The 24283-nt window shown below is 71.2% G+C and carries 21 protein-coding genes, 1 rRNA gene and 1 pseudogene; 7 read left to right on the forward strand and 16 right to left on the reverse strand.

Features of this window, described 5'->3' with window-relative positions; all coding sequences use genetic code 11:
* Window positions 1-4 precede the first annotated feature (4 nt).
* Complete coding sequence (locus AB0C75_RS11885) at window positions 5-1675, reverse strand: CTP synthase (RefSeq protein WP_362889577.1); 1671 nt, start codon at window positions 1673-1675, stop codon at window positions 5-7.
* Between the two features lie 458 nt (window positions 1676-2133).
* On the opposite strand from AB0C75_RS11885, the gene AB0C75_RS11890 reads away from it, so the two are divergent.
* The 4 genes from AB0C75_RS11890 (at window position 2134) to AB0C75_RS11905 (ending at window position 5296) form a co-directional block, all read left to right on the forward strand.
* Window positions 2134-3936: a glycoside hydrolase family 15 protein gene (locus AB0C75_RS11890; protein WP_362889640.1), complete on the forward strand. Its 1803-nt coding sequence runs from the start codon at window positions 2134-2136 to the stop codon at window positions 3934-3936.
* Between the two features lie 276 nt (window positions 3937-4212).
* Entirely contained in the window at window positions 4213-4590 is a 378-nt protein-coding gene (locus AB0C75_RS11895; protein ID WP_362889579.1) for a TnsA-like heteromeric transposase endonuclease subunit, read from the forward strand.
* Window positions 4587-4883 (forward strand): hypothetical protein, encoded by a 297-nt coding sequence (locus tag AB0C75_RS11900; RefSeq protein ID WP_362889581.1) that lies wholly within the window; start codon window positions 4587-4589, stop codon window positions 4881-4883. Before AB0C75_RS11895 ends, AB0C75_RS11900 begins: the two co-directional genes overlap by 4 nt.
* Entirely contained in the window at window positions 4880-5296 is a 417-nt protein-coding gene (locus AB0C75_RS11905) for a hypothetical protein (protein ID WP_362889583.1), read from the forward strand. The genes AB0C75_RS11900 and AB0C75_RS11905 overlap by 4 nt, the downstream gene beginning before the upstream one ends.
* A gap of 11 nt (window positions 5297-5307) precedes the next feature.
* On the opposite strand, the gene AB0C75_RS11910 is transcribed toward AB0C75_RS11905, so the two are convergent.
* From AB0C75_RS11910 to AB0C75_RS11920, 3 genes are read right to left on the reverse strand one after another with little or no spacing between them, the layout of a single operon-like run.
* Window positions 5308-6222, reverse strand: coding sequence for an NADP-dependent oxidoreductase (locus AB0C75_RS11910; RefSeq protein WP_362889585.1), 915 nt, complete (start codon window positions 6220-6222; stop codon window positions 5308-5310).
* Window positions 6219-6680, reverse strand: a complete 462-nt coding sequence (locus AB0C75_RS11915; RefSeq protein WP_195888700.1) for a cupin domain-containing protein — start codon at window positions 6678-6680, stop codon at window positions 6219-6221. Before AB0C75_RS11915 ends, AB0C75_RS11910 begins: the two co-directional genes overlap by 4 nt.
* Before the next feature lie 14 nt (window positions 6681-6694).
* A complete protein-coding gene (locus AB0C75_RS11920; RefSeq protein ID WP_327336211.1) occupies window positions 6695-7648 on the reverse strand; it encodes a helix-turn-helix domain-containing protein in 954 nt (317 codons plus the stop codon).
* Window positions 7649-8722: 1074 nt separating this feature from the next.
* Between AB0C75_RS11920 and AB0C75_RS11925 the strand changes: the two genes are divergently transcribed.
* Window positions 8723-10345: a PucR family transcriptional regulator gene (locus tag AB0C75_RS11925; protein WP_362889588.1), complete on the forward strand. Its 1623-nt coding sequence runs from the start codon at window positions 8723-8725 to the stop codon at window positions 10343-10345.
* A gap of 4 nt (window positions 10346-10349) precedes the next feature.
* On the opposite strand, the gene AB0C75_RS11930 is transcribed toward AB0C75_RS11925, so the two are convergent.
* From AB0C75_RS11930 to AB0C75_RS11950, 5 genes are all read right to left on the reverse strand, one after another.
* Window positions 10350-11429, reverse strand: a complete 1080-nt coding sequence (locus tag AB0C75_RS11930) for a glycosyltransferase family 4 protein (protein WP_362889590.1) — start codon at window positions 11427-11429, stop codon at window positions 10350-10352.
* A gap of 207 nt (window positions 11430-11636) precedes the next feature.
* A complete protein-coding gene (gene recN, locus AB0C75_RS11935; protein WP_362889592.1) occupies window positions 11637-13382 on the reverse strand; it encodes a DNA repair protein RecN in 1746 nt (581 codons plus the stop codon).
* Window positions 13383-13465: 83 nt separating this feature from the next.
* On the reverse strand, window positions 13466-14389 hold the full coding sequence (locus AB0C75_RS11940; RefSeq protein WP_362889642.1) for an NAD kinase: 924 nt from the start codon (window positions 14387-14389) through the stop codon (window positions 13466-13468).
* 50 nt (window positions 14390-14439) lie between these two features.
* Window positions 14440-15255 carry a TlyA family RNA methyltransferase gene (locus AB0C75_RS11945; protein WP_362889594.1) on the reverse strand — a complete coding sequence of 272 codons (816 nt, stop codon included), beginning with the start codon at window positions 15253-15255 and terminating at the stop codon, window positions 14440-14442.
* 7 nt (window positions 15256-15262) lie between these two features.
* Window positions 15263-15604 carry a hypothetical protein gene (locus AB0C75_RS11950; RefSeq protein WP_362889596.1) on the reverse strand — a complete coding sequence of 114 codons (342 nt, stop codon included), beginning with the start codon at window positions 15602-15604 and terminating at the stop codon, window positions 15263-15265.
* 42 nt (window positions 15605-15646) lie between these two features.
* Here AB0C75_RS11950 and AB0C75_RS11955 point away from each other — a divergent pair, with 42 nt between their 5' ends.
* Window positions 15647-15994 (forward strand): SCP2 sterol-binding domain-containing protein, encoded by a 348-nt coding sequence (locus tag AB0C75_RS11955; protein WP_362889598.1) that lies wholly within the window; start codon window positions 15647-15649, stop codon window positions 15992-15994.
* 15 nt (window positions 15995-16009) lie between these two features.
* Here the strand turns inward: AB0C75_RS11955 and AB0C75_RS11960 are convergent, their stop codons facing one another.
* The 4 genes from AB0C75_RS11960 to AB0C75_RS11975 form a co-directional block, all read right to left on the reverse strand.
* Complete coding sequence (locus AB0C75_RS11960; RefSeq protein WP_362889600.1) at window positions 16010-16813, reverse strand: ABC transporter ATP-binding protein; 804 nt, start codon at window positions 16811-16813, stop codon at window positions 16010-16012.
* Window positions 16814-16944: 131 nt separating this feature from the next.
* Window positions 16945-18003 (reverse strand): iron chelate uptake ABC transporter family permease subunit, encoded by a 1059-nt coding sequence (locus AB0C75_RS11965; protein ID WP_362889602.1) that lies wholly within the window; start codon window positions 18001-18003, stop codon window positions 16945-16947.
* Complete coding sequence (locus AB0C75_RS11970) at window positions 18000-18980, reverse strand: iron chelate uptake ABC transporter family permease subunit (protein WP_362889644.1); 981 nt, start codon at window positions 18978-18980, stop codon at window positions 18000-18002. Before AB0C75_RS11970 ends, AB0C75_RS11965 begins: the two co-directional genes overlap by 4 nt.
* A gap of 338 nt (window positions 18981-19318) precedes the next feature.
* Window positions 19319-20350, reverse strand: coding sequence for an HAD hydrolase-like protein (locus tag AB0C75_RS11975; protein ID WP_362889604.1), 1032 nt, complete (start codon window positions 20348-20350; stop codon window positions 19319-19321).
* 73 nt (window positions 20351-20423) lie between these two features.
* Here AB0C75_RS11975 and AB0C75_RS11980 point away from each other — a divergent pair, with 73 nt between their 5' ends.
* On the forward strand, window positions 20424-21704 hold the full coding sequence (locus AB0C75_RS11980; protein WP_362889606.1) for a DUF1015 domain-containing protein: 1281 nt from the start codon (window positions 20424-20426) through the stop codon (window positions 21702-21704).
* Between the two features lie 112 nt (window positions 21705-21816).
* Here the strand turns inward: AB0C75_RS11980 and AB0C75_RS11985 are convergent, their stop codons facing one another.
* The 3 genes and pseudogenes from AB0C75_RS11985 to rrf form a co-directional block, all read right to left on the reverse strand.
* Window positions 21817-22593, reverse strand: a complete 777-nt coding sequence (locus tag AB0C75_RS11985) for a hypothetical protein (protein WP_362889646.1) — start codon at window positions 22591-22593, stop codon at window positions 21817-21819.
* Between the two features lie 135 nt (window positions 22594-22728).
* A pseudogene (locus AB0C75_RS11990) lies at window positions 22729-24084 on the reverse strand (hypothetical protein); the annotation flags it as partial.
* Between the two features lie 106 nt (window positions 24085-24190).
* A 5S ribosomal RNA gene (gene rrf, locus AB0C75_RS11995) occupies window positions 24191-24283 on the reverse strand; the annotation flags it as partial.

Consider the following 24283-nt stretch of genomic DNA (forward strand, 5'->3'; position numbering starts at 1 on the left):
GTACCTACGCGTCGGCTCCGGTCCCCTGCGCCGCGACCTTGCGCTCCACGGCGGCCTTCACCAGACCGGCGAAGAGCGGGTGGGGGCGGGTCGGGCGGGAGCGCAGCTCCGGGTGCGCCTGGGTGGCGACCAGGTAGGGGTGGGCATCGCGCGGGTATTCGACGTACTCGACGAGCTTGTTGTCCGGGGAGGTGCCGGAGAAGACCAGGCCGGCCTTCTTCTCCAGCTCCGTGCGGTAGCTGTTGTTGACCTCGTAGCGGTGGCGGTGGCGCTCCTCGACGTACGGCTCGTCGGCGTACGCCTCGCGGACCAGGGAGCCCTCGGCGAGCTTCGCCGGGTACAGGCCGAGCCGCATGGTGCCGCCCAGGTCGCCCGCGCCCTCGACGTACGCGAGCTGCTCCTCCATCGTGGAGATGACCGGGTGGCCCGTGGCGGCGTCGAACTCGGTGGAGTTGGCGTCGGGGATCCCGGCGAGGTTCCGCGCGGCCTCGATCACGATGCACTGGAGGCCGAGACAGAGGCCGAGCAGCGGCACCTTGTTCTCGCGGGCGTACTGGATGGCGCCGACCTTGCCGACCACACCGCGCTCGCCGAAGCCGCCGGGGATGCAGATGGCGTCGACGTCACCGAGCTGCGTCCGCGCGCCTGCGGGGGTCTTGCAGTCGTCGGACGCGACCCACTTGACCTTGACACGGGCCTTGTTCGCGAAGCCGCCGGCCCGGATCGCCTCGGTGACCGAGAGATAGGCGTCGGGCAGGTCGATGTACTTGCCGACCAGGGCGACCGTGACCTCGTGGTCGGGGTTGTGGACGCGGTCCAGCAGGTCGTCCCAGACGGTCCAGTCGACGTCACGGAAGGGCAGGTCGAGCTTGCGGACGACGTAGGCGTCCAGGCCCTCGGTGTGCAGCACCTTGGGGATGTCGTAGATCGACCGGGCGTCCTTGCACGCCACCACGGCGGCCTCGTCGACGTCACACATCAGCGAGATCTTGCGCTTGATGGCGATCGGCACGTCACGGTCGGCGCGCAGCACGATGGCGTCCGGCTGGATACCGATGTTGCGCAGAGCGGCCACCGAGTGCTGGGTGGGCTTGGTCTTCAGCTCGCCGGACGGGCCGATGTAGGGCAGCAGCGAGATGTGCACGACGAAGACGTTGTCGCGGCCGACCTCGTGGCGGACCTGGCGGACCGTCTCCAGGAAGGGCAGCGACTCGATGTCGCCGACCGTGCCGCCGACCTCGGTGATGACGACGTCGACGTCGTCGGTCGCCATACGGCGGATGCGGTGCTTGATCTCGTTGGTGATGTGCGGGATGACCTGGACGGTGTCGCCGAGGTACTCGCCGCGCCGCTCCTTGGCGATGACGGTGTTGTAGACCTGGCCGGTCGTGACGTTGGCCGAACCGTCGAGCTCGACGTCCAGGAAGCGCTCGTAGTGCCCGATGTCCAGGTCGGTCTCGGCGCCGTCGTCGGTGACGAACACCTCTCCGTGCTGGAAGGGATTCATCGTGCCGGGGTCGACGTTGAGATAGGGGTCGAGCTTCTGCATGGTGACCCGAAGGCCACGTGCCTTGAGCAGGGCACCCAGGCTGGAGGCAGTCAGACCCTTGCCGAGGGAGGAGGCGACACCCCCGGTGACGAAGATGTGCTTGGTCGTCGTGGATGTGGGCTGCATAGCCAAAGGGGGCTCCCGTGGTCGCGATCGTGAGGTGCGTGCCGGCGTCCGTACGGAGAATTCCTGCGGTGCCGTCGCTGCGGTTCGGGGGTCTCGTCCACTGTCGGGACGACCACCGGTCCACGGGCTACCAGGGTAACAGCGACGAAGGGAGGCCGCTTCCGGCCATGCCCTCCCCGGTCGGCACAGGATCAGCACGTTTGTCGCAGGTCCCACCCATTTCACGCGTGACGGGCGACGGACAACGGGTGACGGGCGACAGACAACCGGCGGACGGTGCGCAGAAGCCCCAGGTGCGTCGTATCCTGCTCGGACACTCGCTGCCGAGTCGGCCGCGGCCCAGCGGCACCACCCCAGCCCGCTCACCCGTGCAAGAGCTCGTCGGTTCTATTACAACGACCCCTTGACCAGCAGTAAGCGCCCTGCGGGGCGACATGGCCGTTCGACTGGAGACGCACGTGGCCGGGCGCATCGAGGATTACGCACTCATCGGAGACATGCAGACCGCTGCCCTGGTCTGCCGGGACGGCACAGCGGACTGGCTGTGTCTCCCCCGCTTCGATTCACACGCTATTTTCGCCGGACTTCTCGGCACCGAGGAGAACGGCTTCTGGCGACTGGGACCCGCTCATCCCGAGGGGACCGAGCCCCCGGCGGCGGACCGTCGCCGCTACCGGGGCGACTCGCTCATCCTGGAATCCGAGTGGGACACCCCCCGCGGCACGGTCCGCGTGACCGATTTCATGCCGCCGCGTGACGGTGCCCCCCAGCTCATCCGCATCGTGGAGGGCGTGAGCGGCCGGGTGCCGGTGCGTTCCGGACTGCGCATGCGTTTCAGTTACGGGCGGGTCACCCCCTGGGTGCACAAGGTCGACGGCCGTACGGTCGCCGTCGCCGGGCCCGACTCGGTGTGGCTGGACACGGACGCGGACACGTACGGCCGGAATCTGACGACGTACTCCGACTTCACCGTGGCCCCCGGCGACCGGATCGCGTTCACCATCAGCTGGCAGCCCTCGCACCACGAGCCGCCCTCCGTGCCGGAGCCCGAGTCGTCCCTGGAGGCGACGGAGAGCTTCTGGCGCGAGTGGGTCGAGCAGTGCACCTACCACGGTCCCTACCGGGAGGCGGTGGTCCGTTCGCTGATCACGTTGAAGGCGCTCACCTACGCGCCGACCGGCGGCATCGTGGCCGCGCCGACCACCTCCCTGCCGGAGGACATCGGCGGTTCGCGGAACTGGGACTACCGCTACACCTGGCTGCGGGACGCGGCGATCACGCTCTCCTCCCTGCTGCGCACCGGCTACCGCGAGGAGGCCCGCGCCTGGCGCGAGTGGCTGCTGCGGGCCGTCGCCGGCGACCCGGAGAACCTGCAGATCATGTACGGCATCGCGGGCGAGCGTGAGCTCGGCGAGGCGGAGCTGGACTGGCTGCCCGGGTATGAGAACTCCGGCCCGGTGCGGGTCGGCAACGGCGCGGCGAACCAGCTCCAGCTCGATGTCTACGGCGAGGTCACCGAGGCGCTGCACCTGGCGCACATGACGGGGCTGACCCGTAACGACTACGCCATGGGCCTCCAGCTCAGGCTGATCAGCTATCTGGAGAAGCACTGGGACGAGCCCGACGAGGGCATCTGGGAGGTGCGTGGGCCACGCCGGCACTTCGTGCACTCCAAGGTGATGGCCTGGGTCGCCGTCGACCGCACGATCAAACTGATCGAGTCCGGGGACGTGGAGGGCCCGCTGGAGCGGTGGCTCCAGCTGCGTGAGGACATCCACCGCGATGTCTGCGAGCGGGGCTACGACAAGGAGCGCAACACCTTCACCCAGTCCTACGGGTCGAAGGAGCTGGACGCTTCTCTGCTGCTGATTCCGCAGATGGGCTTCCTGCCGCCCGACGACAAGCGCGTCATCGGCACCATCGAGGCGATCCAGCGGGAGCTGTCCACGGAGGACGGCTTCGTCCTGCGCTATCCCACCGAGGGCGACGACGCGGGTGTCGACGGCCTGGAGGGTGACGAGGGCGCGTTCCTGGCCTGCTCGTTCTGGCTGGCGGACGACCTGGCGATGATCGGCCGGGTCGACGAGGCCCGCCGGCTCTTCGAGAAGCTGCTGTCCCTGCGCAACGACCTGGGCCTGCTGGCCGAGGAGTGGGACTCCGGGCTCCAGCGTCAGGTGGGCAACTTCCCGCAGGCGTTCAGCCATGTGCCGCTGATCGATACGGCGCTGCGGCTGACGGCCAGCGGGGCGTACGCCGGCTGACCTGCTGTGGGATCCCAGATCCCGTGTCCTCGTCCCAGCGGTGGTGTCCACCGCGTGGCCAATAGGACAGGGGGCTGGGATTCACGCTCCGTGAGCGAGTAGTTCCCCTCTTTGCGTACAGGACCGCCCCGGTCGGCGTCTGCGTACGCGGCCGGGGCAGGACCTCGGCGTCCGGCGGCCAGTGGGGCCCGCCTCGGAACGCGCGGGGTTGATGGTCTGATGGGTACAGCGGTGGCCACGCCGGTACGGCTGAGTGTCCGGCGTGGTGACGAGTCCGTGGTGGAGGACCTGGAGTGGCCATCGGTGCCGCTCGGGCTGCTGCGGCAGGCCCGGCCGTGGCGGACGTTCCGCTGGTTCAAGGGGCAGCAGCACTATTCGGGCACGTATTGGTCGGCGACCGTGGGCGATCATGTGATCTACGAGTCGCGGCTGGAGCTGGGGCGGCTGTTGTTCGCCGGCTTCGCTCCCGAGGTGCGGCAAATCGTCTCCCAGCCGTTCCTGCTCAAGGCCGGCGTTGATGGCAAGGTCCGCAAGCACATCCCGGACTATCTGCTGCTGACGGATGACGGTCCGGTGGTCGTGGACGTCAACCGCGGCACCGACTTGAGAAGCCGGAAGTCGCTTTCGACTTCGCCTGGACGCAGGAGGCCGTGACTTCGCGCGGGTGGCAGTACGAGGTGTGGAGCGAGCCGGATCCGCACGTGCTGGAAAACGTCCGGTTCCTGGCCGGCTACCGCCGCGCCTGGCTGTTCGACCCTGACCTGGTGGCCGCGCTGCGGGCGGTGGACCTGGACGGGATGTCGCTGGGCGACGCCTTCCGGCTGCGGCCGGAGTGTCCCCGACCGCTGGTGAAGTCGGCGGTGCTGTACCTGCTGTGGTCCGGGCATGTGACGACCGCGCTGGACCGGTCGTTGAGCACAGGCCACGTGTTGCGGAGGGCAGCATGAGCGGGGCGGGGACGAAGCTGGGGGTCGGGACGCACTTCCGGCTGGACGGCGAGACGGTCGAGGTCGTGGAGTTCGCCAGCCTGGCCACGGGCATGGAGGTCGTCCTCAAGGACGGGCGCGACCGGCTGGCCAGGATGTCACTGCGCGAGCTGCTGACTTGCGATCGCGCTGAGCTGATCCACGATAGGTCAGGCCCGTCTGCCGCCGATGACGAGGACCTCGCGGCCCGCACGGCCCTGATCACGAGAGTTGGAAGACTGCGTCGCGAGATCGGACACCCACTTCTCACTCGTACAACCACGGCATCACCGATGAAACTGACCCAGATCGGTGAAGCCGTAGTCGCTGCGATCCACGCCACGGGGCCACGGAACCAAGGATGGCTGCGTGCCGACCTACAGGACACGTCCTAGCTCGGCCCGGCTCAGCTTCCGGCCATGGCGATGACCAGTTTGCCGCCCTTCGGGCGCTGCTCGCGCTCCAGCTCCGTCAGGGCGGGAATCGCCTCGGCCAACGGGACCGTACGGGCGATGGGCAGGCGCAGGGTCCGGGCCACCTCCTCCAGGTCGGCGGTCACCGGTCGGCCCATCATCGCCCGGAACGGGCCGGGCAGTGCGCTTCTGATCATTTTGGCCGGGGTTGGGACGATGTCGACGATGGTTCCGCCGGGCTTCAGCAGCGTTCGGGCCGCGGCGAAGGTAAGCATGCCGGGCGTGTCGAGGACGAGATCGAACCGTTCCGCGAGGGCGGCCGGGTCGAAGCCGAAACCCACGACCGGCTCGACGCCGAGCTCGTGGGCCTCGTCAGCCGCAGGGTTGCGGCAACTGCCGGCGACCGAGGCTCCCCGCGCCCGGGCGAACTGGACGGCGGCCCGGCCCACCCCGCCCAGGCACCCGTTGACGAAGACCGCCTGCCCGGGACGGACCTCCGCCGTGGCCTGGTAGGCGGTCACGCCCACGGTCGGCAGCGCGGCGGCCTGCTCGTACGAAAGGTCCACCGGTTTGAGCACGACCGCCTTCTCCGGGACCGTCACCATCTCGGCGAACGCCCCCGCCTGCCGGAAACGAGCCCCGCCGAGTACCGCGTCGCCGGCCTTCAGGCGGGTGACGCCGGCGCCGACCGCCTCGACGACTCCGGCGAAGTCGTGCCCCATCGCCCGGGGAAAGGAGCGACCGGTCATCAACTTCATCTCGCCGTTGCGCATCTTCCAGTCCAGCGCGTTGGAAGCCGCCGCTCGGACGCGGACGAGAACCTCATCCGGACCCGGGCGTGGTGGCTCGAACTCAGCGAGCCGCATCACCTCCGGGCCGCCGTAGCGGTCGTATTGAAGGCGCTTCACGAGGCGTATTCGTTCGAGATCTCGGTGGCGTAGTTCTTCCAGAGCGGTTGCATGGTCTCGGCGTTGACCGGCTGCCCGGAATCGATCATGGCCTTGAAGTCGCGGAAGTACTGCACATACAGGTCCGGCGTGAAGGTGTTCAGCATGACCGCGTTCTCGTCGCCGACGTTGGCGAACGTGTGCGGCGCCCCGGTCGGCACGATGACCCAGGTGCCCGGCCCGGCGTCGTAGTGGTCCTCGCCGACGGTGAACCGGAAAGTTCCCGCCAGCACGTAGAAGCCCTCGTCATGCTGGGCGTGGCGATGCTGCAACGGGCTCGGGGTGCCCGGCGGAATGGTGACCTCGGCGAACCCCAGCCGGTGGTCGGTGTGCTCGCCGTTCTCCAGGATGCGGATCTGCTGCGCCCCGCTGCCGAGGATCTCGCCCTCACCGGGGCGGACGATGTTTACCTTCGCCACGACTTCTCCTATTGCTATTGCCTGCCTTGGTCACCACCATCCTTGTCCGGGCCGGCTGTGCGCGTCTTGGTCGTCTGTGCACGGTTGCTGGTTACCAGTGCACGGGCGTTGTAGCCGTACGTCGCCTTGAAGAGCTTGCTGAAATGGGTGGGGTCGGAGAATCCCCACCGGGCGGCCACGGCGGTGACCGTACGTCCGCTTCCGGTCAGCTCGGCCCGGCAGCGCTCCAGGCGGCGACGGCGGATCAGGGCCGCGACGGTGAGCGGCTGGTCCTCGAACAGCTTGTGCAGCCGGCGTACGGATATGTTGTGGGTGGCGGCAATGCCAGGCGGGGACAGATCGGGATCGGCCAGCCGGGTCTCGATGTAGCCGGCGATCCGGCTCCGCAGCCACTCGTCCGCGGCCGGTTGTTCGTCGCCGAGCCGGGCCTCCAGTGCGACCGCGATCAGCTCGACGACGGCCGCCGCCGACCGCAGCGCCTCCGCCTCGCGGAACTCGGTCGCCGACCACGCCGACTGCCGGGCCAGCACGGAGACGAGAGCGCCCGGGCCGTGGCTGCCGTCGATGCGTACGCCGATGAGCCGGTCGATCTGCGCGGGCCGGATCCGAAGCTCCCGGCGCGGAACCAGGATGGTGACGTGCGCCGAGGCAGTGCTCTCGAACCGGAGCGTACGCGTGGGATCGAGCAGTATCAGGTCTGTCGGCCCGAGTTCGGCGTCGCCGCGCCCTTGCTCGATCCGCGTCCGGCCCCGGGTCATCACCTTGACCGCCAGGTTCTCGCCGTCGGAGGCGTCGCGCTCCCGCCCGATGCAGGCGCTCTCGGGCGTGTCGAGGGAGACCAGCCGCAGCGGCCCGAGGTCACGGGTGGCGATCCCGCCCCGGAAGCCGGCCCCGGCCAGCTTGTTGATCAGCGGCGGAAACCCGCTGGCGGCCAGTTCGTCCTGGAACGACTCAAGGTTGCCGGTCACCGGTCAATGATAACGGCGACGCTTCTGCTCAGGCACGGTGTTCGGCGGGGGGTTACAGCGGCGCCGGCCCGCATCTGCTCTACCAGGCTCTGGTGCGCGCGGTGGACGGCTCAGTCGCGCCGGCGACCGACGGCCGAACGGTGAGCGCAGCACCGATATCGGAATCGGTGGTAACCGCCGCGATGGACTTCGAGATGTGTTCACGCTCGTTGGCGGTCAACTGGAGTCCGCTGGTGGACGCGGCTGTGACGGCCGGCCTGCCGACACCCATAACCGCCGGCCGGGTACCGGGTTGCGAAGCCCCGTCGTCTTGAGCGCCGGCCGGTAACGTCTGGTGAGCACCACCGCAGTCACCGCCGCAAAGAACGCGGCAGCGAGGATCGCGCGTGGTTTTCGTGATCGCATGAATGAGTGTCTCTTTTTGCCGGTCAGCCCAGCGTTATGCGCGCACGACGCCGGGAAGCCGGGAATGGGAACGGCACCGACGCTCGGACCGATCGGACCTGCCGATCTGCGGTCGGCGGCATCGTTTCGACGTTCGAGGCCGGTCACTCGGTGTAACCCCGCGCGGTCTGGCGAGGTGGGTGAAATCGGGACTCTGTTCAAACGGCGTGGATGTCGATCAGCGGAGCGCCTCAATGGGGCCTGGACCCAGCGCTACGAACACGGCGTTCCCGTCAGTGACCTTGAACCCGTCGAGGTCGATGGCACGACCGGGACGCCGGCCCATTTCAAGCCGGACGAGTCGCTGGGTTCGGTGCCCCTGCTGGAGGATGGCGATCTTTCGCGCCTGGCCACAGCCTGGCCCCATCTAGAGGTTCAGGTCAATGACCAGCGGCTGCGGCGTCACGGGCTGAGGTCCGCCGACTAGAGTTGCCATCAGTGAGCGGCCGTTGGCTCTTCCGTTCGCTGAGGAAAATGACACGAAAGCGGGACTGTGTCACTGACACGACCGCGGAATCCGGCCTAAAAGTGCAGGTCACTGCAGCTCCAGAGGACACGGCTCGCCGGAACCTACACTGCCCGCGGGCCGGAGCACGAGCGCCGACGCGCACGAACGGGAGTACGGGGCCGGTGGAGACAGAGGGCGGGATCACCGTGCGGCGGGCCCTGGAGCTGCCGGGGCTGCGCGGCGGGCTCCCGGAGGTGCTGACCTGCGAGGACCGGCTGGAGCGTACGGTGCGCTGGGTGCACGCCGGAGAGGCGCCGAACCTCCCCGACCTCCTCAAGGGCGGGGAGCTGCTTCTCACGACGGGGCTCGGTCTCGGGTCCAGGCCCGCGGACCAGCGCGCCTACGTCCGCAGGCTGGCCGACCGTGGCATCGCCGCCCTGGTCGTGGAGCTCGGACCGCGCTTCGGCCGGCTGCCCACGGCGATCGTGGAGGCGGCGCGGACGGCGGGGCTGCCGCTCGTCCAGCTGCACCGCGAGGTGCCGTTCGTGGCGGTGACCGAGGAGATCCACACCGAGATCGTCAACGGCCACTACGCCCTGCTCCGGCGGGCGGAGGAAGTGCACCGGCGGTGCACGGAGGCGGTGCTGGGCGGTGGCGGGGTGCCGCAGGTCCTGGGGATCCTGGCGGACTTCGCCGGGAATCCGGTCTTCCTCGAGACCCCGGACGGCCGGCTGCTGTTCGCGGCCGGGGCCGGTCAGGTGGGCGCCGATCCGCTCCAGGTCTGGGAGGGGCTGCGCGGGGGCCGTGCGGCCCGTGCCGCGCCACCGGCGGGCGCGGTCCTGGTGGAGGTGCCTGGAGGCGGCCTCGGGGCCGGTTCCGTACGGGCCCGGCTGGTGCTGCTCGCGGTGTCGGGCCCGCTGGTGACGGTGCACCGGATGGCGGCCGAGCGGGCGGCGGGCATCCTCGCGGTCGTGCTGATGCAGGCCCGCCAGGAGGACGAGGTGGCGGCGAGGGGCCGCGGCGACTTCCTCACCGATCTCGCCGAGGGCCGGATCGCTCCCGATGACGCCCCCGCGCAGGCCGGGGTCCTGGGCTTCAGGCCGGGCGGGGATCCGCTGCTGCCTGTGGTGATGCGGCTCGCGCCGGAGTCGGCGCCCTCGGGCAGCTGGGCGCTGCTGGCCCGGGCCGTGACCGAGGAGCTCGCGGCGGTGGGCGCGCCGGTGCTGGTGGGGGTGCGCCCGGTGGAGGGCAGGGTCCCGCTGCTGCTGGCACTGCGCCCTGGGACGGCGCGCACGGCGCTCGCGGACCGGGTGGCGGTCGCGCTGCGGGCAGGCGCCGCGCGGGCGGGCCTGGAGCGGGCCGGGGACCGTGCCCCGCTCGTCGTGGTGGTCGGGGCCGCGGGCGGCTGGGCGTCGGCGGGCGCGGGGCTGCGGCACGCGGCGGACGCGGCGACGGCCGCGCAGGGCCTCGGGGAGCGCCCCTGGTACGACGCGCGCGGCCTGGACATCGATCTGCTGCTGTGGCGGCTGCGGGACCATCCGGATCTGGAGTCGTTCGTGGACCGGGCGATCGGGCCGCTGCGCGAGCACGACCGTACGTCGCGTCCCGTGCTGCTGCCCACGCTGGAGGCGTACCTCGCCCATGCGGGCCGCAAGGCGGAGGCCGCGCGGGAGCTGCATCTGAACCGCCAGACGCTCTACAACCGGCTGGCCCGCATCGGCGAGCTGCTGGGCACCGATCTGGACGACCCGCGCTCGGTGCTGGCGCTGAGCCTGGCCCTGCGGGCGCGCCGCCACATCCGCTGAGGAATCAGCCGCGGGCGGCCGTCAGGGGCTGCGCCAACTCGTCGTAGACGGAGAGCACATGGGCGATCGTGTCGTCCTCGGTGGGCCAGCCCGCGGCCTGCGCGCGCCCCGAGTCCGCGAGCCGCTCCCGCCGACCGGGGTCGTCGAGGAGCCGCGCGACGGCTCCGGCGAGCGCCTCGGCGTCCCCGTACGGCACCAGCTCGGCCGCATCGCCCACGAGTTCGGGCAGGCCGTCGGCGCGGGCGGCGACCAGCGGGATGCCTAGCCTCAGGGCCTCCTGGGCGAGCAGCGGCCCGCCGTCGCCGAGCCCGGACAGCACGGCGATGTCGGCGGCGACGAGGAGCTCGCCGACATCGTCGGGGCCGCCGGCGAGGACCACGGGCAGCCCCTCCGCCGCGATCCGGCGCCGCAGGGCGTCCGCCCGGGGCCCCTCCCCCGCGACGGCCAGCAGCGGCACGGGGTCCAGCGCACGCCACGCGTGCGCCGCGTCCAGCAGCGTCTCGTGCCCGTGCTGCGCGACCGACACCAGCAACGGCCTTCCGACCGCGCCCAGTTCGGCGCGGGTCTTGCCGTCGTCGACGCCGCCGGAGAAGCGGCTCGGGGGGATCGAGGCCGGTGCGAGCCTGGCGTCCCTCGCGCCCCGGCGGCGGGCCCGGTCGACCAGCTCCCACGAGGTGCCCAGCACAACGGCTGCCGCCTTCGCGGCTCTTCGCTCCAGCAGCCGCAGCAGCCGGCCCCTCGCGCCGTCGGCATGGGCGCGGGTGTGCCAGGTCACGACCAGCGGGACGCCCCGGCCGCTGAGCGCGATCCCGGCGCGTACGGCGGCGTGCAGCCCGTGGGCGTGGACGATGTCCGCCCCGGTACAGGCGGTACGCAGGGCGGCGACGGCCGCGGGGTCACTGCGCCGGGGCACCGCGACGAACCGGGCGCCCGTCGCGGGAAGGCCGTGGGCGCGGCCGGAACCGGCCGGAGCGCACACGGTGACCTGTACGCCCCTGGCGACAAGACCTGCGGCGAGCGAGCTGACATGAGCGCTGCTTCCGGCACCGCCGCCCAGGACTTGGACCGTACGCAGCTGTGACACGTTGATTGGCTCCCGGGGATCCCTGGATCCCGAGTCGGTGGTGAGTACAGCGCCAAGGATGCCAGTCCGTACGCGCGTTCCGGGACTGACGAAACGTTGTTCCCGTCGTCACGTCGGCGGCGGGACGGCCCACCCCACCCGTACGAGTGAGGTGGGCGGCCCGGGCTGACGCCTGCGGGCCGCTTGTCCGTCCACCTGCCTGTCTGTCTATCCGTCCGCTCGCGCGGTCTCCAGCAGCTCTTCGGCATGGGCCCTGGCGGTCTCCGAGTCCTCCTGCCCGGCGAGCATCCGGGAGAGCTCCCGCACCCGGTCCTCGCCTTCGAGGACCGTGACACCGCTCCTGGTCACCGATCCGTCCACGGTCTTCTCGACCAGCAGCTGCCGGTCGGCGAAGGCCGCCACCTGCGGCAGGTGGGTGACCACGACGACCTGTGCGGACCTGGCGAGCTTCGCCAGCCGCCGGCCGACCTCGACGGCCGCCTTGCCGCCGACCCCGGCGTCGACCTCGTCGAAGAGATACGTCGGCACGGGGTCGGAGCCCGCGAAGACCACCTCGACGGCGAGCATCACCCGCGACAGCTCACCGCCGGACGCGCCCTTGGCGATCGGCCGGGGCTGCGCGCCGGGGTGCGGCGCCAGCAGGAGCTCCACCTCGTCGGCGCCGGAGGGCCCGTAGAGCACGCTCCGGCCGTTGATGTCGATGCCGGACTCCTCGTCCGGGGCCTCGGTCTGCCGGATGGCGAAGGAGACCCGGGCGTGCGGCATCGCGAGCGACGCCAGCTCCTCGGTGACGGCCCCGGCGAAACGCGCCGCCGCCTCCGTGCGCGCGTCGGTCAGCTCCTGGCCGAGGACGGAGAGTTCACCGCGCAGCGCGTCACGCTCGGCCGTCAGCTCACCGATGCGGTCGTCGTCGCCCTCCAGTTCGGTCAGGCGGGAGGCACCGTCCTCGGCCCAGGCCAGCACCGAGGTGATGTCCTCACCGTACTTACGGGTGAGCGCGGTGAGCGCGGCGCGCCGCTCCTCCACGGTGGCGAGCCGCAGCGGGTCGGCGTCCAGCTGGTCGGCGTATCCGGCGAGCTCCCCGGCCACATCGGCCAGCAGGATCGAGATCTCGCCGATCCGGTCGGCTAGCGCGGCCAGCGCGGGGTCGTGCGCCCGTACGGCGTCCAGGGACCGTCCGGCGGCGGCGACCACCGTGGTCGCGTCCACGCCCTCCTGGTCCTCGGGATCACCCGCGAGGGCCGCATGGGCGAGGGCCGCGGCGGAGGCCAGCGCCTCTGCGTGGCCGAGCCGCTCGGCCTCCGCGGCGAGTTCGGTGTCCTCCCCCGGCAGCGGCTCCACGGCGGCGACCTCGTCGAGGCCGAAGCGCAGCAGATCCGCCTCCTGGGCGCGTTCCCTGGCCCGGGTGGTCAGCTCGTCGAGCTCGGTGACGACCGCGCGCAGCCGCCGGTAGGCCGCCGTGTACTTGGTGTGCGGGCCCTCCACCCGGCCGCCGGCGTACCGGTCGAGGGCCTGGCGCTGCCGTGCGGGCTTGAGCAGTCCCTGCTGGTCGGTCTGGCCGTGCACGGCGACGAGGTCGTCGGCGAGCTCGGCGAGCAGCCCCACGGGCACGGATCTGCCCCCGAGATGTGCCCGGGAGCGCCCTTCCGCGGAAACGGTACGGCTGACGATCAGCGCACCGTCCTCGATCTCGCCCCCGGCCTCCTCGGCGCGTACCGCCGCCGCGTCGCCCCTGGACACCGTGATCCGGCCCTCGACGACCGCGGCCTTGGCCCCGATCCGCACAAGGGCGGGGTCGGCGCGCCCGCCGAGCAGCAGCCCGAGGCTCGTGACGACCATGGTCTTGCCCGCGCCGGTCTCACCCGTCACCGCGGTGAAACCGGGTGACAGCTCCACCACCGCGTCGTCGATGACTCCGAGCGACCGTATCCGCATCTCCTCCAACACGGACATGACCTTACGAGGTCCGGAGCCCGGTGTGCGACGGGCCCCGGTGACGGATTCACTCGGGCGGGTGTGAGCGGGGGCCGGGGAAATCAGTGCGGAGCACCCCGCCAGCCCTGTACGGGCAGTGCGAACTTGGCCACCAGACGGTCGGTGAACGACGCCTGGTGCAGCCGCGCGAGACGTACGGGCACCGCACCGCGCCGCACCTCCACCCTGGCCCCGGCGGGCAGCTCGACGGTGCGGCGCCCGTCGCACCACAGGACCCCGTGCGGGGTGTGCGGCTGCACCTCCACGGCCAGCACCGAGTCGGGCGAGGTCACCAGCGGCTTCGCGAACAGCGCGTGGGCACTGATCGGCACCATGAGCAGCGCCTCGACCTCAGGCCAGACGACGGGGCCGCCCGCCGAGAAGGCGTACGCGGTCGAGCCTGTCGGGGTGGCGCAGACGATCCCGTCGCATCCGAAGCCGGTCACCGGGCGGCCGTCGATCTCCAGGACGACCTCCAGCATCCGCTCGGGCGAGACCTTCTGGACCGCGGCCTCGTTGAGCGCCCAGTCGGTGTGCACGATGTCGCCGTTGCTGTGCACGACGACATCGAGCGTCATCCGCTCCTCGACCTTGTACGCACGGGTGACGACCCGGTCGACGACCTTGTCGAGGTCGTCACGCTCGGCCTCGGCGAGAAAGCCCACCCGCCCGAGGTTGACCCCGAGCATCGGCACCCCGGAGGCGCGGGAGATCTCGGCCCCCCGCAGCAGCGTCCCGTCGCCGCCGAGCACGATCAGGAGTTCGCAGCCGTCCACGGCGGTGGGCGTCGCGTCCGTGACCGTCTCCACGGACGCGGGCAGCGGCAGGTCCTGGGCCTCCACGGCCAGCACCCGGACACCGAGGCCGTTGCGCAGGAGGCCCTGGACGACGAGCTCCGCGCTACGGACCGCGGCCGGACGGCCGGTGTGCGCCAGGAGGAAGACGGTGCGTTCCGCGTTCCCGGACGGTTCCGTGTTGCCGGACAGTTCCGTGGTGTCGGACGGTTCCGTGTTGCCGGATCGTTCCGTATGCGTCGTCAACGGGGCCCCTCCGCCACTGCACGGTCGACATCGGCGGGATCCAGCTCAGGTGCGCCGGCCCGCAGCCACAGAAAATACTCGACATTTCCCGACGGGCCCGGCAGCGGGCTCGCCGTGACCCCCTGCACACCGAGGCCGAGCAGACCGGCCCTGCGCGCCACTTCCCGTACCGCCTCGGCCCGCAGCTCGGGGCTGCGGACCACCCCGCCGCTTCCCAGGCGCTCCTTGCCCACCTCGAACTGCGGCTTGACCATGAGCACCAGGTCGGCGTCGGGGCCCGCACAGCGCGCGAGGGCGGGCAGCACCAGGCCGAGCGGGATGAACGACAGATCTCCCACCACCAGGTCCACCGGTTCGCCGTCGATCTGCTCCACCGTCAACTCACGTACGTTCGTACGGTCCTTGACGGTGACACGGTCGTCGGACTGCAGGGACCAGGCGAGCTGCCCGTAGCCGACGTCCACGGCCACGACATGGCCTGCGCCGGCCCGCAGCAGTACATCGGTGAAGCCACCGGTCGAGGCCCCGGCATCCAGCGCGCGCCGTCCCTCGACCCTCAGACCCAGGGGCCCGTCGGGGGCGCGGGCGCCCCCTTTTTTGGCCCCCCCCCGCTTTACTTCCGGGGGTTCGTGGTCGTCCTTGACGCCGACGACGGCGGCACTGGTCTCGACCTGGGTGGCGGGCTTGGTCGCGGTGTTCCCGCCGACGGTCACCCGCCCCGCCGCGATCAGCTGGCTCGCGTGCTCGCGCGAGCGTGCCAGCTTGCGGCGTACCAGCTCGGCGTCGAGGCGGCGACGTGCCACTCCTGCCACGTTCGGTTCAGCTCCTGTTGTCGTGCGCGGGTGCGGGTGCTGCGGGCCGTGCGTCCAGCGCGGTCAGTTCGTCACGCAGCCCACGGTGTACATCCTCGTACACCTCGGTGTGGCCGTCGGCCACGAGGTGGTCGGCGTCGGCCAGCCGCTCAAGACGGGCGTCGACCCCCGCGTGCCCCGTAGGGGTGCGTCCGACCCCGAGGGGCGCGGGCGGGGCGGGGTCGAAGGAGGGCGCAGGAGATCCTGCGGCCGCTTCGTCCGCCTCCTTGTCCTGCTCCGTCGCCTCTCCGTGCCGCTCCGTCGCCTGTCCGTGCTGCTCCGTGTCAGGCCCCGGCGTCCAGTCGCTCATGCGGAAACGCTACCTCGAAGGGCCGGTGTACCGTCGGTGACGATGGCGACCATGGCGGAGTGCCGCAGTGCACTCGACACACTTTCCGACAACCTGGCGGGCGCCGACAGCGACGTACGCGGTGCTGCCGACCTCGACCGCTCGCTGAGCTGCCACATCAGGGATCTCGACGTGACGTTCACCGGACGGCTGGCGAACGGCCGGATCCAGGTGCTGGACACCCACGACGGACCGCCACGTGAGAAGGCCGAGATCCGGCTCGCGATGACCGGGGACGACCTGGTGGCCATGGTCGGCGGCGAGCTGAACTTCGCGAAGGCCTGGGGTGCGGGCCGGGTGCGTCTGGAGGCGGGCTTCCGCGATCTGCTGAAGCTCAAGTCGCTGCTGTGAGGCCGGGCGGCGGACTCAGGCGGAGGCCGCCATGCGCTTCTTGCGGGCGGCGGGCACGACGAGCGGCGTTCCCGTCTCGGGGTCGTCGATGACCTGGCAGCGCATCCCGAAGACGTCCTCCACGAGCTGCGCGGTGACGACGTCGCCGGGCGCGCCCTCGGCGATGACCGCGCCCTCACGCATCGCGATCAGGTGGGTGGCGTACCGGGCGGCGTGATTGAGGTCGTGCAGCACGGCGACGAGTGTGCGGCCCTGTGTCTCGTGCAGTTCGGCGCAGAGGTCCAGTACGTCGATCTGGTGCTGAATGTCGAGATACGTCGTCGGCTCGTCGAGCAGCAGGAGTGGAGTCTGCTGGGCGAGGGCCATGGCGATCCAGACGCGCTGGCGCTGACCGCCGGACAGTTCGTCGACGTAACGGTCGGCGAGCTCACCGACACCGGTCGACTCCATCGACTCCTTCACGATCCGCTCGTCCTCGGGCGACCACTGGCGCAGCAGCCCCTGGTGGGGGTAGCGGCCGCGCGAGACCAGGTCGGCGACGGTGATGCCGTCCGGGGCTATGGAGGACTGCGGCAGCAGGCCCAGCGTCCTGGCGACCTTCTTCGCGGGCAGCCGGTGGATGGACTGCCCGTCCAGCAGGACATCCCCCGCGCCCGGCTTCAGCATCCGGGAGAGGGCCCGAAGCAGGGTCGACTTGCCGCATGCGTTGGGGCCGACGATGACCGTGAAGGAGTTGTCGGGTATCTCGACCGAGAGGTCCTCGGCGATGATCCGCTGGTCGTAGCCGAGGGTCACCGAATCTGCGGTGAGGCGCTGCATGGTCGTACTCCCGAAGTCTGTGGGGATGGTCTGCGAGTGGTCCGGTCCGCCGGGTCTCAGGTGCGGTGGGCAGCCACCGGGCCTCGGGTGCGGCGGGCCGTCGGGCTTCGGGCGCGGTGGGCCGCCCGGTTTCATATGCGGCCCGCTCTGCGCTCGGACACGAGCAGCCACAGCAGGTAGCAGCCGCCGAGCACGCCGGTGATGACGCCCACCGGGAGCTGCCGGTCCCCGAAGGCGTTCATGGCGGCCCAGTCGGCGACGAGCAGCAGGGCCGCTCCCGTGCCGGCCGCCGCTGCCAGGTTCGGGCCGGGGGCGCGGGTGAGGCGCCGGGCGACCTGCGGCGCGCTGAGCGAGACGAAGACGATGGGTCCTGCGGCGGCGGTGGCGACGGCGACGAGCAGCACGGCGCAGCTCAGCAGGGTGAGCCGGGTGCGTTCCACCCGTACGCCCAGGGCGTGGGCCGAGTCGTCGCCCATCTCGATCATGCGCAGCGCCCGGCCATGGCCGAGTACCAGCGGGATCAGGACGCAGCAGACCGCGAGCAGCGGCCAGACCTGGGCCCAGTCCCTGCCGTCCAGCGAGCCGGTCATCCAGACGACGGCGCGGGTGGCGTCGACCAGGTCGGCCTTGGTGATCAGATAGTGGGTCAGGGCGGTGAGCATCGCGGCCGCGCCGATGCCGACGAGGACGAGCCGGTAGCCGTGCACCCCGCGCTTCCAGGCCAGCAGGTAGACAGCGGCGCCGGTCAGCAGACCGCCGCCGACGGCGCCCGCCGCGACCTCGGTGGGCCCGCCGTGCAGGAGCACGATGACGACCAGGGCGCCGACCGCGGAGCCCTGGCCGAAACCGAGGACGTCCGGGCTGCCGAGCGGATTGCGCGAGATGCTCTGGAAGACCGCGCCGCCGACCCCGAGCGCGGCGCCGACGAGCAGGCCGACGAGGACCCTGGGCAGCCGCAGTTCCGTGACGATGAACTCCTGCTGGAAGGTCCCGTTGCCGAACAGCGTGGTGACGACCTGCCGGGGCGACATGGCGTAGTCGCCGCTGCCGATCAGCACCACGGCGGCGAAGGCCGCGGCCGCGATGAGCAGCACGATCACGGCGAAAGCGCGTGCGTCCACCCGGAAGGAGAGCCCGCCGGCCGTCCGCACGGCGTGGACCGTCTTCGTGGTGTCCTGTGCGGCCTTCAACGCTGGGCCATCCTCTTGCGTCGTACGAGATGGATGAAGACGGGCCCGCCCAGCAGCGCGGTGACGATGCCGACCTGCAACTCGGCGGGGCGGGCGACGAGTCTGCCCACGACGTCGGCGCCGAGCAGCAGCACGGGCGCGAGGACGGCCGCGTAGGGCAGGATCCAGCGCAGGTCCGGGCCGGTGAGGGAGCGGACCAGATGCGGGATCATCAGCCCGACGAAGACGATCGGCCCGCAGGCGGCGGTCGCCGCACCGCAGAGCAGGGTGACGGCCACCATCGCGAGGACGCGGGTACGGGTCAGATGCGCACCGAGCGCCCTGGCCGTGTCGTCGCCCATCTCCAGCGCGTTGAGCGGCCGCGCGATGAGCAGGGCGAGCAGCACGCCCACGGCGATGAACGGCCACACCTTACCGACGGTCTCCGGGTTCGCGGAGGCCAGCGATCCCACGGTCCAGAAGCGCAGCCGGTCCAGGGCCGCCGAGTCAAGGAGCTGTACGGCGTTGACGTAGCCGAACAGCGCCGCGGTGACCGCCGTACCGGCGAGCGCCAGCCGTACGGGGTTCGCCGACCGGCTGCCGCCGAGCAGATAGACCGCAACGGACACGACCGCGGCGCCACCGAAGGCGAACCAGACATAACCGGTCAGTGAGGTGACGCCGAGAAAGGTGATGGCGGAGACCACGGCCGCGGAGGCGCCCGCGTTGACACCCAGCAGACCGGGCTCGGCCAGCGGGTTGCGGGTCAGCGCCTGCATCACCGCACCGGCCAGCCCGAGGGCGGCCCCGGCGATCAGCCCGAGCACGGTGCGCGGCACCCGCACATCCCGTACGAGGACATCGCCGTTGCTGCCCGAGTAGTGGAACAGCCCGTGCCACACCTCGGAGAGGGGCAGCGCCTTGGCGCCGATCGCGACGCTCGCGAGGCACACCAGCACCAGCACGCCCACGGCGGCCAGTAGTCCTGCGGCTCTCACCGCGTGGCGCCCGGCTCGCGCGGGTCCGGCCGGCGCGGCTGCGAGACCGGCGTTCGCTTCAGAAGGGCTGTCGACCAACACCGGGTTAGGGTAGCCTATCCTCCACTTCCGGCCACAAAGAGGACCCGCCCGGTTCCCACTCCGGGAGGAAGGCACGGGCGGTGCGTGCTGCTGAGGCTTGCGGCATGGTGCTGGTCACTACTTCCCGTCCGCGTCCGCGGTGGCCGCGCGGGGGACGCCGACCTGGCCTGTGCGGTCTTCGTGCCGGGGACGGCGCCCTGCCTGGCGGTCAGCTCCGCTCCGTGGAGCGGACCGTCAGACAGGCAGGGCGGTCGCTGCTACAGCCCGAGCCGGGCCACGGCCTTCACCGCGTCCAGCCCGCACGAACCCTCCCCGGCCTGCGTCCACGCCGCTCCGCACAGGGCCCGCAGCCCGTCGAGCGCGTCGCCGTCACCTTCCAGCACGAGTGCGTCCCCGCTCACCACGGCCGTCCAGCCACCACAGCGGAATCCGCCGCCCTGCTCCTGCGACACCCCGGGCTGGCCGGTGAGCAGCCCCCGCAGGTCCCGGTCCACATAGGTCGGCCGGTACTTGGGTTCGGCCGCGATCAGCTGCGCCGCGTCGGTCACCCCGGTCAGAACGAGCAGCGAGTCCACACCCCCGTTGCACGCGCCCTCGATGTCCGTGTCCAGCCGGTCCCCGACGACGAGCGGCCGCTTCGCCCCGGTCCGCAGCACCGTCTCGCGGTGCATCGGCGGCAGCGGCTTGCCCGCGACCTGCGGCTCGGCACCGGTAGCGATCCGTACGACCTCGACCGCCGCACCGTTGCCAGGGGCGATACCCCGGGCGCCCGGGATCGTCAGGTCCGTGTTGGACGCGAACCACACGGCTCCGCGCGAGATCGCGTAAGCCGCCTCGGCGAACCGGCCCCACGCCAGGTCGGGCCCGCCGAAGCCCTGGGCGACGGCGACCGGGTCGTCGTCCGCCGACTCCACCGGCACCAGGCCGCGCTCACGCAGCGCGACCCGCAGCCCTTCACCGCCGACCACGAGTACCCTGGCACCGGACGGCAGCTGATCGGCCATCAGCCGGGCCACCGCCTGCGCCGACGTGATCACATCAGCGGGATCGGCCGGCACACCGAGCTCCGTCAGGTGCTCCGCCACCGCGTCCGGTGTCCGCAGCGCGTTGTTCGTCACGTACGCCAGGTGCATACCGCCGGCGCGTGCGCTGCCCAGAGACTCGACGGCGTGCACGATCGCGTGCCCGCCCGCGTAGACCACCCCGTCGAGATCGAGCAGGGCCGTGTCGTACGCCTCGCTCAGCGCGACGTCACTACCGAGCGGCCGGGACCTGTACTGCTGGCTCATATGCCTGTGCTCCTCTTTTGCATGCCTCTCCCCCGATCATCTCGCATAGTGGGAGCGCGCATACGATGCACAAATGAACACATCCGGGCGCGCCATCGGCAAGGGACTGCGGCTGATCCCCTTCCGCGGTCTGCGATACGTCCCCGAACGGGTCGGAAGTCTGGCGGCGGTGACCTCACCTCCGTACGACGTCGTCGTACGGCCCGACGGTCTGCATCACCTGGAGTCCGCGGACCCGCACAACATCGTGCGGCTGATCCTCCCGCAGGCCGGCACGGCGGCCGCACGCCACCGGCAGGCGGCCGACACCCTGACGCGCTGGCTCGCGGAGGGCGTGCTCGCCCCGGACCCGGCCCCCGTGCTCTACGTCTACGAGCAGCGGGCCGACGACCTCCTCCAGCGCGGTGTGATCGGAGCCCTGGCTCTCTCCCCCGCGTCGGAGGGCGTGGTGCTGCCGCACGAGGACGTCATGGCCGACGTCGTGGAGGACCGGGCCGACCTGATGCGCACCGCGGCCGCCCACCTCGAACCCCTGCTCCTCAGCTACGCGGGCGACGGTGGCCCCGGCGGCACCACGGCCGTCATCGAGCGGATGGTGGAACGCCCTCCGCTCCTCACCACGACGACCGAGGACGGTTTCAGCCACCGTCTCTGGGCCGTCTCCGATCCTGCGGAGCGGGCGGAGATCGAGTCCGATCTCTCCCACCACCAGGCGCTGATCGCCGACGGCCACCACCGCTGGGCCACCTATCTGCGGCTCCAGCAGGAGCAGTCCGCCCCCGGCCCCTGGGACTTCGGCCTGGTCCTGCTCGTCGACACCGCCCGCTATCCTCTGCGGGTCCGCGCCATCCACCGGCTGCTGCACCGCCTTCCGGTCGCCCAGGCGCTCCGCGCCCTCGACGGCCGGTTCCGTGTCCGGCCCGTCGACGGGCCGCTGGACGAGGCCCTCGACGCTCTCGCGACGGCAGCGACGGAGGGCAACGCCTTCCTGCTCGCCGGCGACGGGCGTTTCCACCTGGTCGACCGGCCGGACGAGCAGCTGCTGGCCCGCACGGTACGCGCCGACCGGCCGGCGGCCTGGCGCACGCTCGACGCGACGGTGCTGCACTCCACGCTCCTCGACGAGGTGTGGCGGATCCCGGACGTGCCTGACCACATCGCCTACATCCACGACGCGGTGGCGGCAGTGGAGCAGGCGGAACGGCACGACGCCACGGCCGTACTGATGCACCCCGTGCGCGAGGACGTGGTCCGGGACCTGGCGAGACAGGGCGTCACGATGCCCCGCAAGTCGACCTCGTTCGGCCCCAAGCCGGCGACGGGGCTGGTCCTGCGCAGTCTCGACATCGACTGAGCCCCCAGGGCTCGTAGTCCCACAGCTCCGAACGACAGCTCCGAACGCAGAAGAGGGCGGCACCCGTTGCGGGTGCCGCCCTCTTCTATGTGCTGTGCCGCATCAGCGATGCTCAGGCCCTCGCGGACCCGTCGTCGCCGTCGTGGTCCTCGTCATCGGCGTCGATGTCGCCGTCGATGTCGCCGTCGTGGTCCTCGTCATCGGCGTCGTCCTCGTCGTCCGTGTGCTGGGCGTCGATGGAGCGGCTCTCGCCACCGGCGTGCTCGTCATCACCGAGCGCGTCGACGAATTCCACACCCTCGAGTTCGGCAAGCCGGTCCGACGCGTCGGTCGCACCGTCCTTGTCAGCTTCCAGCGCCTTCGCGAACCACTCACGGGCCTCGCCCTCGCGACCTGCTTCCAGGAGCGCGTCGGCGTAGGCGTATCGCAGGCGCGGCGTCCACGAGTGGACGGCGTTGGAGGCGAGTTCGGGGCTCTGCAGCGTGACGATCGCGGCGTCGATCTGCCCCATGTCCCTGCGGGCACCCGCAGCGACCAGACGCATCTCGACCTGGCCGGCCTTGTCCAGCTTCTGGACCTCAGGCTCACCGGCCATGGCCATGGCACGCTCGGGCCGGCCCAGTCCACGCTCGCAGTCGGCCATGACGGGCCACAGCTCGACGGAGCCGGTCATACGGCGCGACGCACGGAACTCCGCGAGCGCCTCCGAGTACTTCTGTGTGGCGTACGCGGCGAAACCCGCGGCCTCACGCACAGCGGCGACCCTGGACGCCAGCCGAAGGGCGATCCGCGAGTACGCGTACGCCTTCTCGGGGTCCTCGTCGATCAGACGGGCGACCATGACGAGGTTCCGTGCGACGTCCTCGGCGAGGGTCTTCGGCAGGCTCATCAGCTCCTGCCGGACGTCCTTGTCGATCTCTTGACCGGTGACGTCGTCGGGAATGGGAAGCCGCTTGATGGGCTCACGGTCGCGGTCGTCGCGCCCCTGGTAACCGCCACGATCATCGCGGCCCCGATAACCACCGCGGTCGCCGCCCCGGTCGTTGCCACGGTCGTTGCCGCGGTCCCGGCTCCGGTCATCACGGCGGAAGCCGCCGCCGCCGGAGGCACCGCCACCGCGGCTGTCCTCGCGGCGGAAACCGCCACCGGAACGGTCGTCATCGCGACGCGGGCCACGGGGCCGGTCATCACGACGATCAAACCCACCACCCGCAGGACGACCACCACGGTCATCACGCTGACCACCGCGATAACCACCACGGTCGTCCTCACGACGCGGAGCCCGGTCGTCACGACGGAAACCACTCGACCGGTCATCCTCACGGCGCGGCCCACGATCACGGTCACGGTCATCACGCCGGAAGCCGCCACCGCCGGAGGCACCGCCACCGCGGCTGTCGTCACGCCGGAAGCCACCACCGGAACGGTCGTCATCGCGACGCGGACCACGGGGCCGGTCATCACGACGATCAAACCCACCACCCGCAGGACGACCACCAGCAGGACGGCCACCACGGTCATCACGCTGACCACCGCGATAACCACCACGGTCGTCCTCACGACGCGGAGCCCGATCACGGTCACGGTCGTCACGACGGAACCCGCCACCACCACCTCGACTGTCATCACGGCGGAAGCCGCCACCGCCGGAGGCACCGCCACCGCGGCTGTCGTCACGCCGGAAGCCACCACCGGAACGGTCGTCATCGCGACGCGGGCCACGGGGCCGGTCATCACGACGATCAAACCCACCACCAGCAGGACGGCCACCACGGTCATCACGCTGACCACCGCGATAACCACCACGGTCGTCCTCACGACGCGGAGCCCGGTCATCACGACGGAAACCACTCGACCGGTCATCCTCACGACGCGGCCCACGATCACGGTCACGGTCATCACGGCGGAAGCCGCCACCGCCGGAGGCACCGCCACCGCGGCTGTCGTCACGCCGGAAGCCACCACCGGAACGGTCATCGTCGCGACGCGGACCACGGGAGCGGTCATCACGACGATCAAACCCACCACCCGCAGGACGACCACCAGCAGGACGGCCACCACGGTCATCACGCTGACCACCGCGATAACCACCACGGTCGTCCTCACGACGCGGAGCCCGATCACGGTCACGGTCGCGGTCGTCACGACGGAACCCGCCACCACCACCGGCGCCGGCACCGCGGTTGTCGTCCCGACGGGGGCCACGGTCGCGGTCGTCACGGCGGAAACCGCTCCCGCGGTCGCTGTCACGGCGAGGCGCACCGGACCGGTCATCACGGCCGCCTCGGAAGCCGCCCCTGTCACCGCCGTCCCGGCGACGCGGCTCGCGCTCCGGACGGTCGTCGGAAGAGTTGGTGGACATGGGGGTGACTCCTGTCATCGGGTACCACAGACATTCTCGCGCAGCCGACCATCCGACGCGCTTCGGAAAACAAAAAGACCCCCGGCCCCAGCATGGACGCTGGGACCAGGGGTCCTGAAAGATTGTTCGGCGGCGTCCTACTCTCCCACAGGGTCCCCCCTGCAGTACCATCGGCGCTGAAAGGCTTAGCTTCCGGGTTCGGAATGTAACCGGGCGT

The sequence above is a fragment of the Streptomyces sp. NPDC048565 genome (assembly GCF_040650935.1).
Taxonomy (GTDB): Bacteria; Actinomycetota; Actinomycetes; order Streptomycetales; family Streptomycetaceae; genus Streptomyces.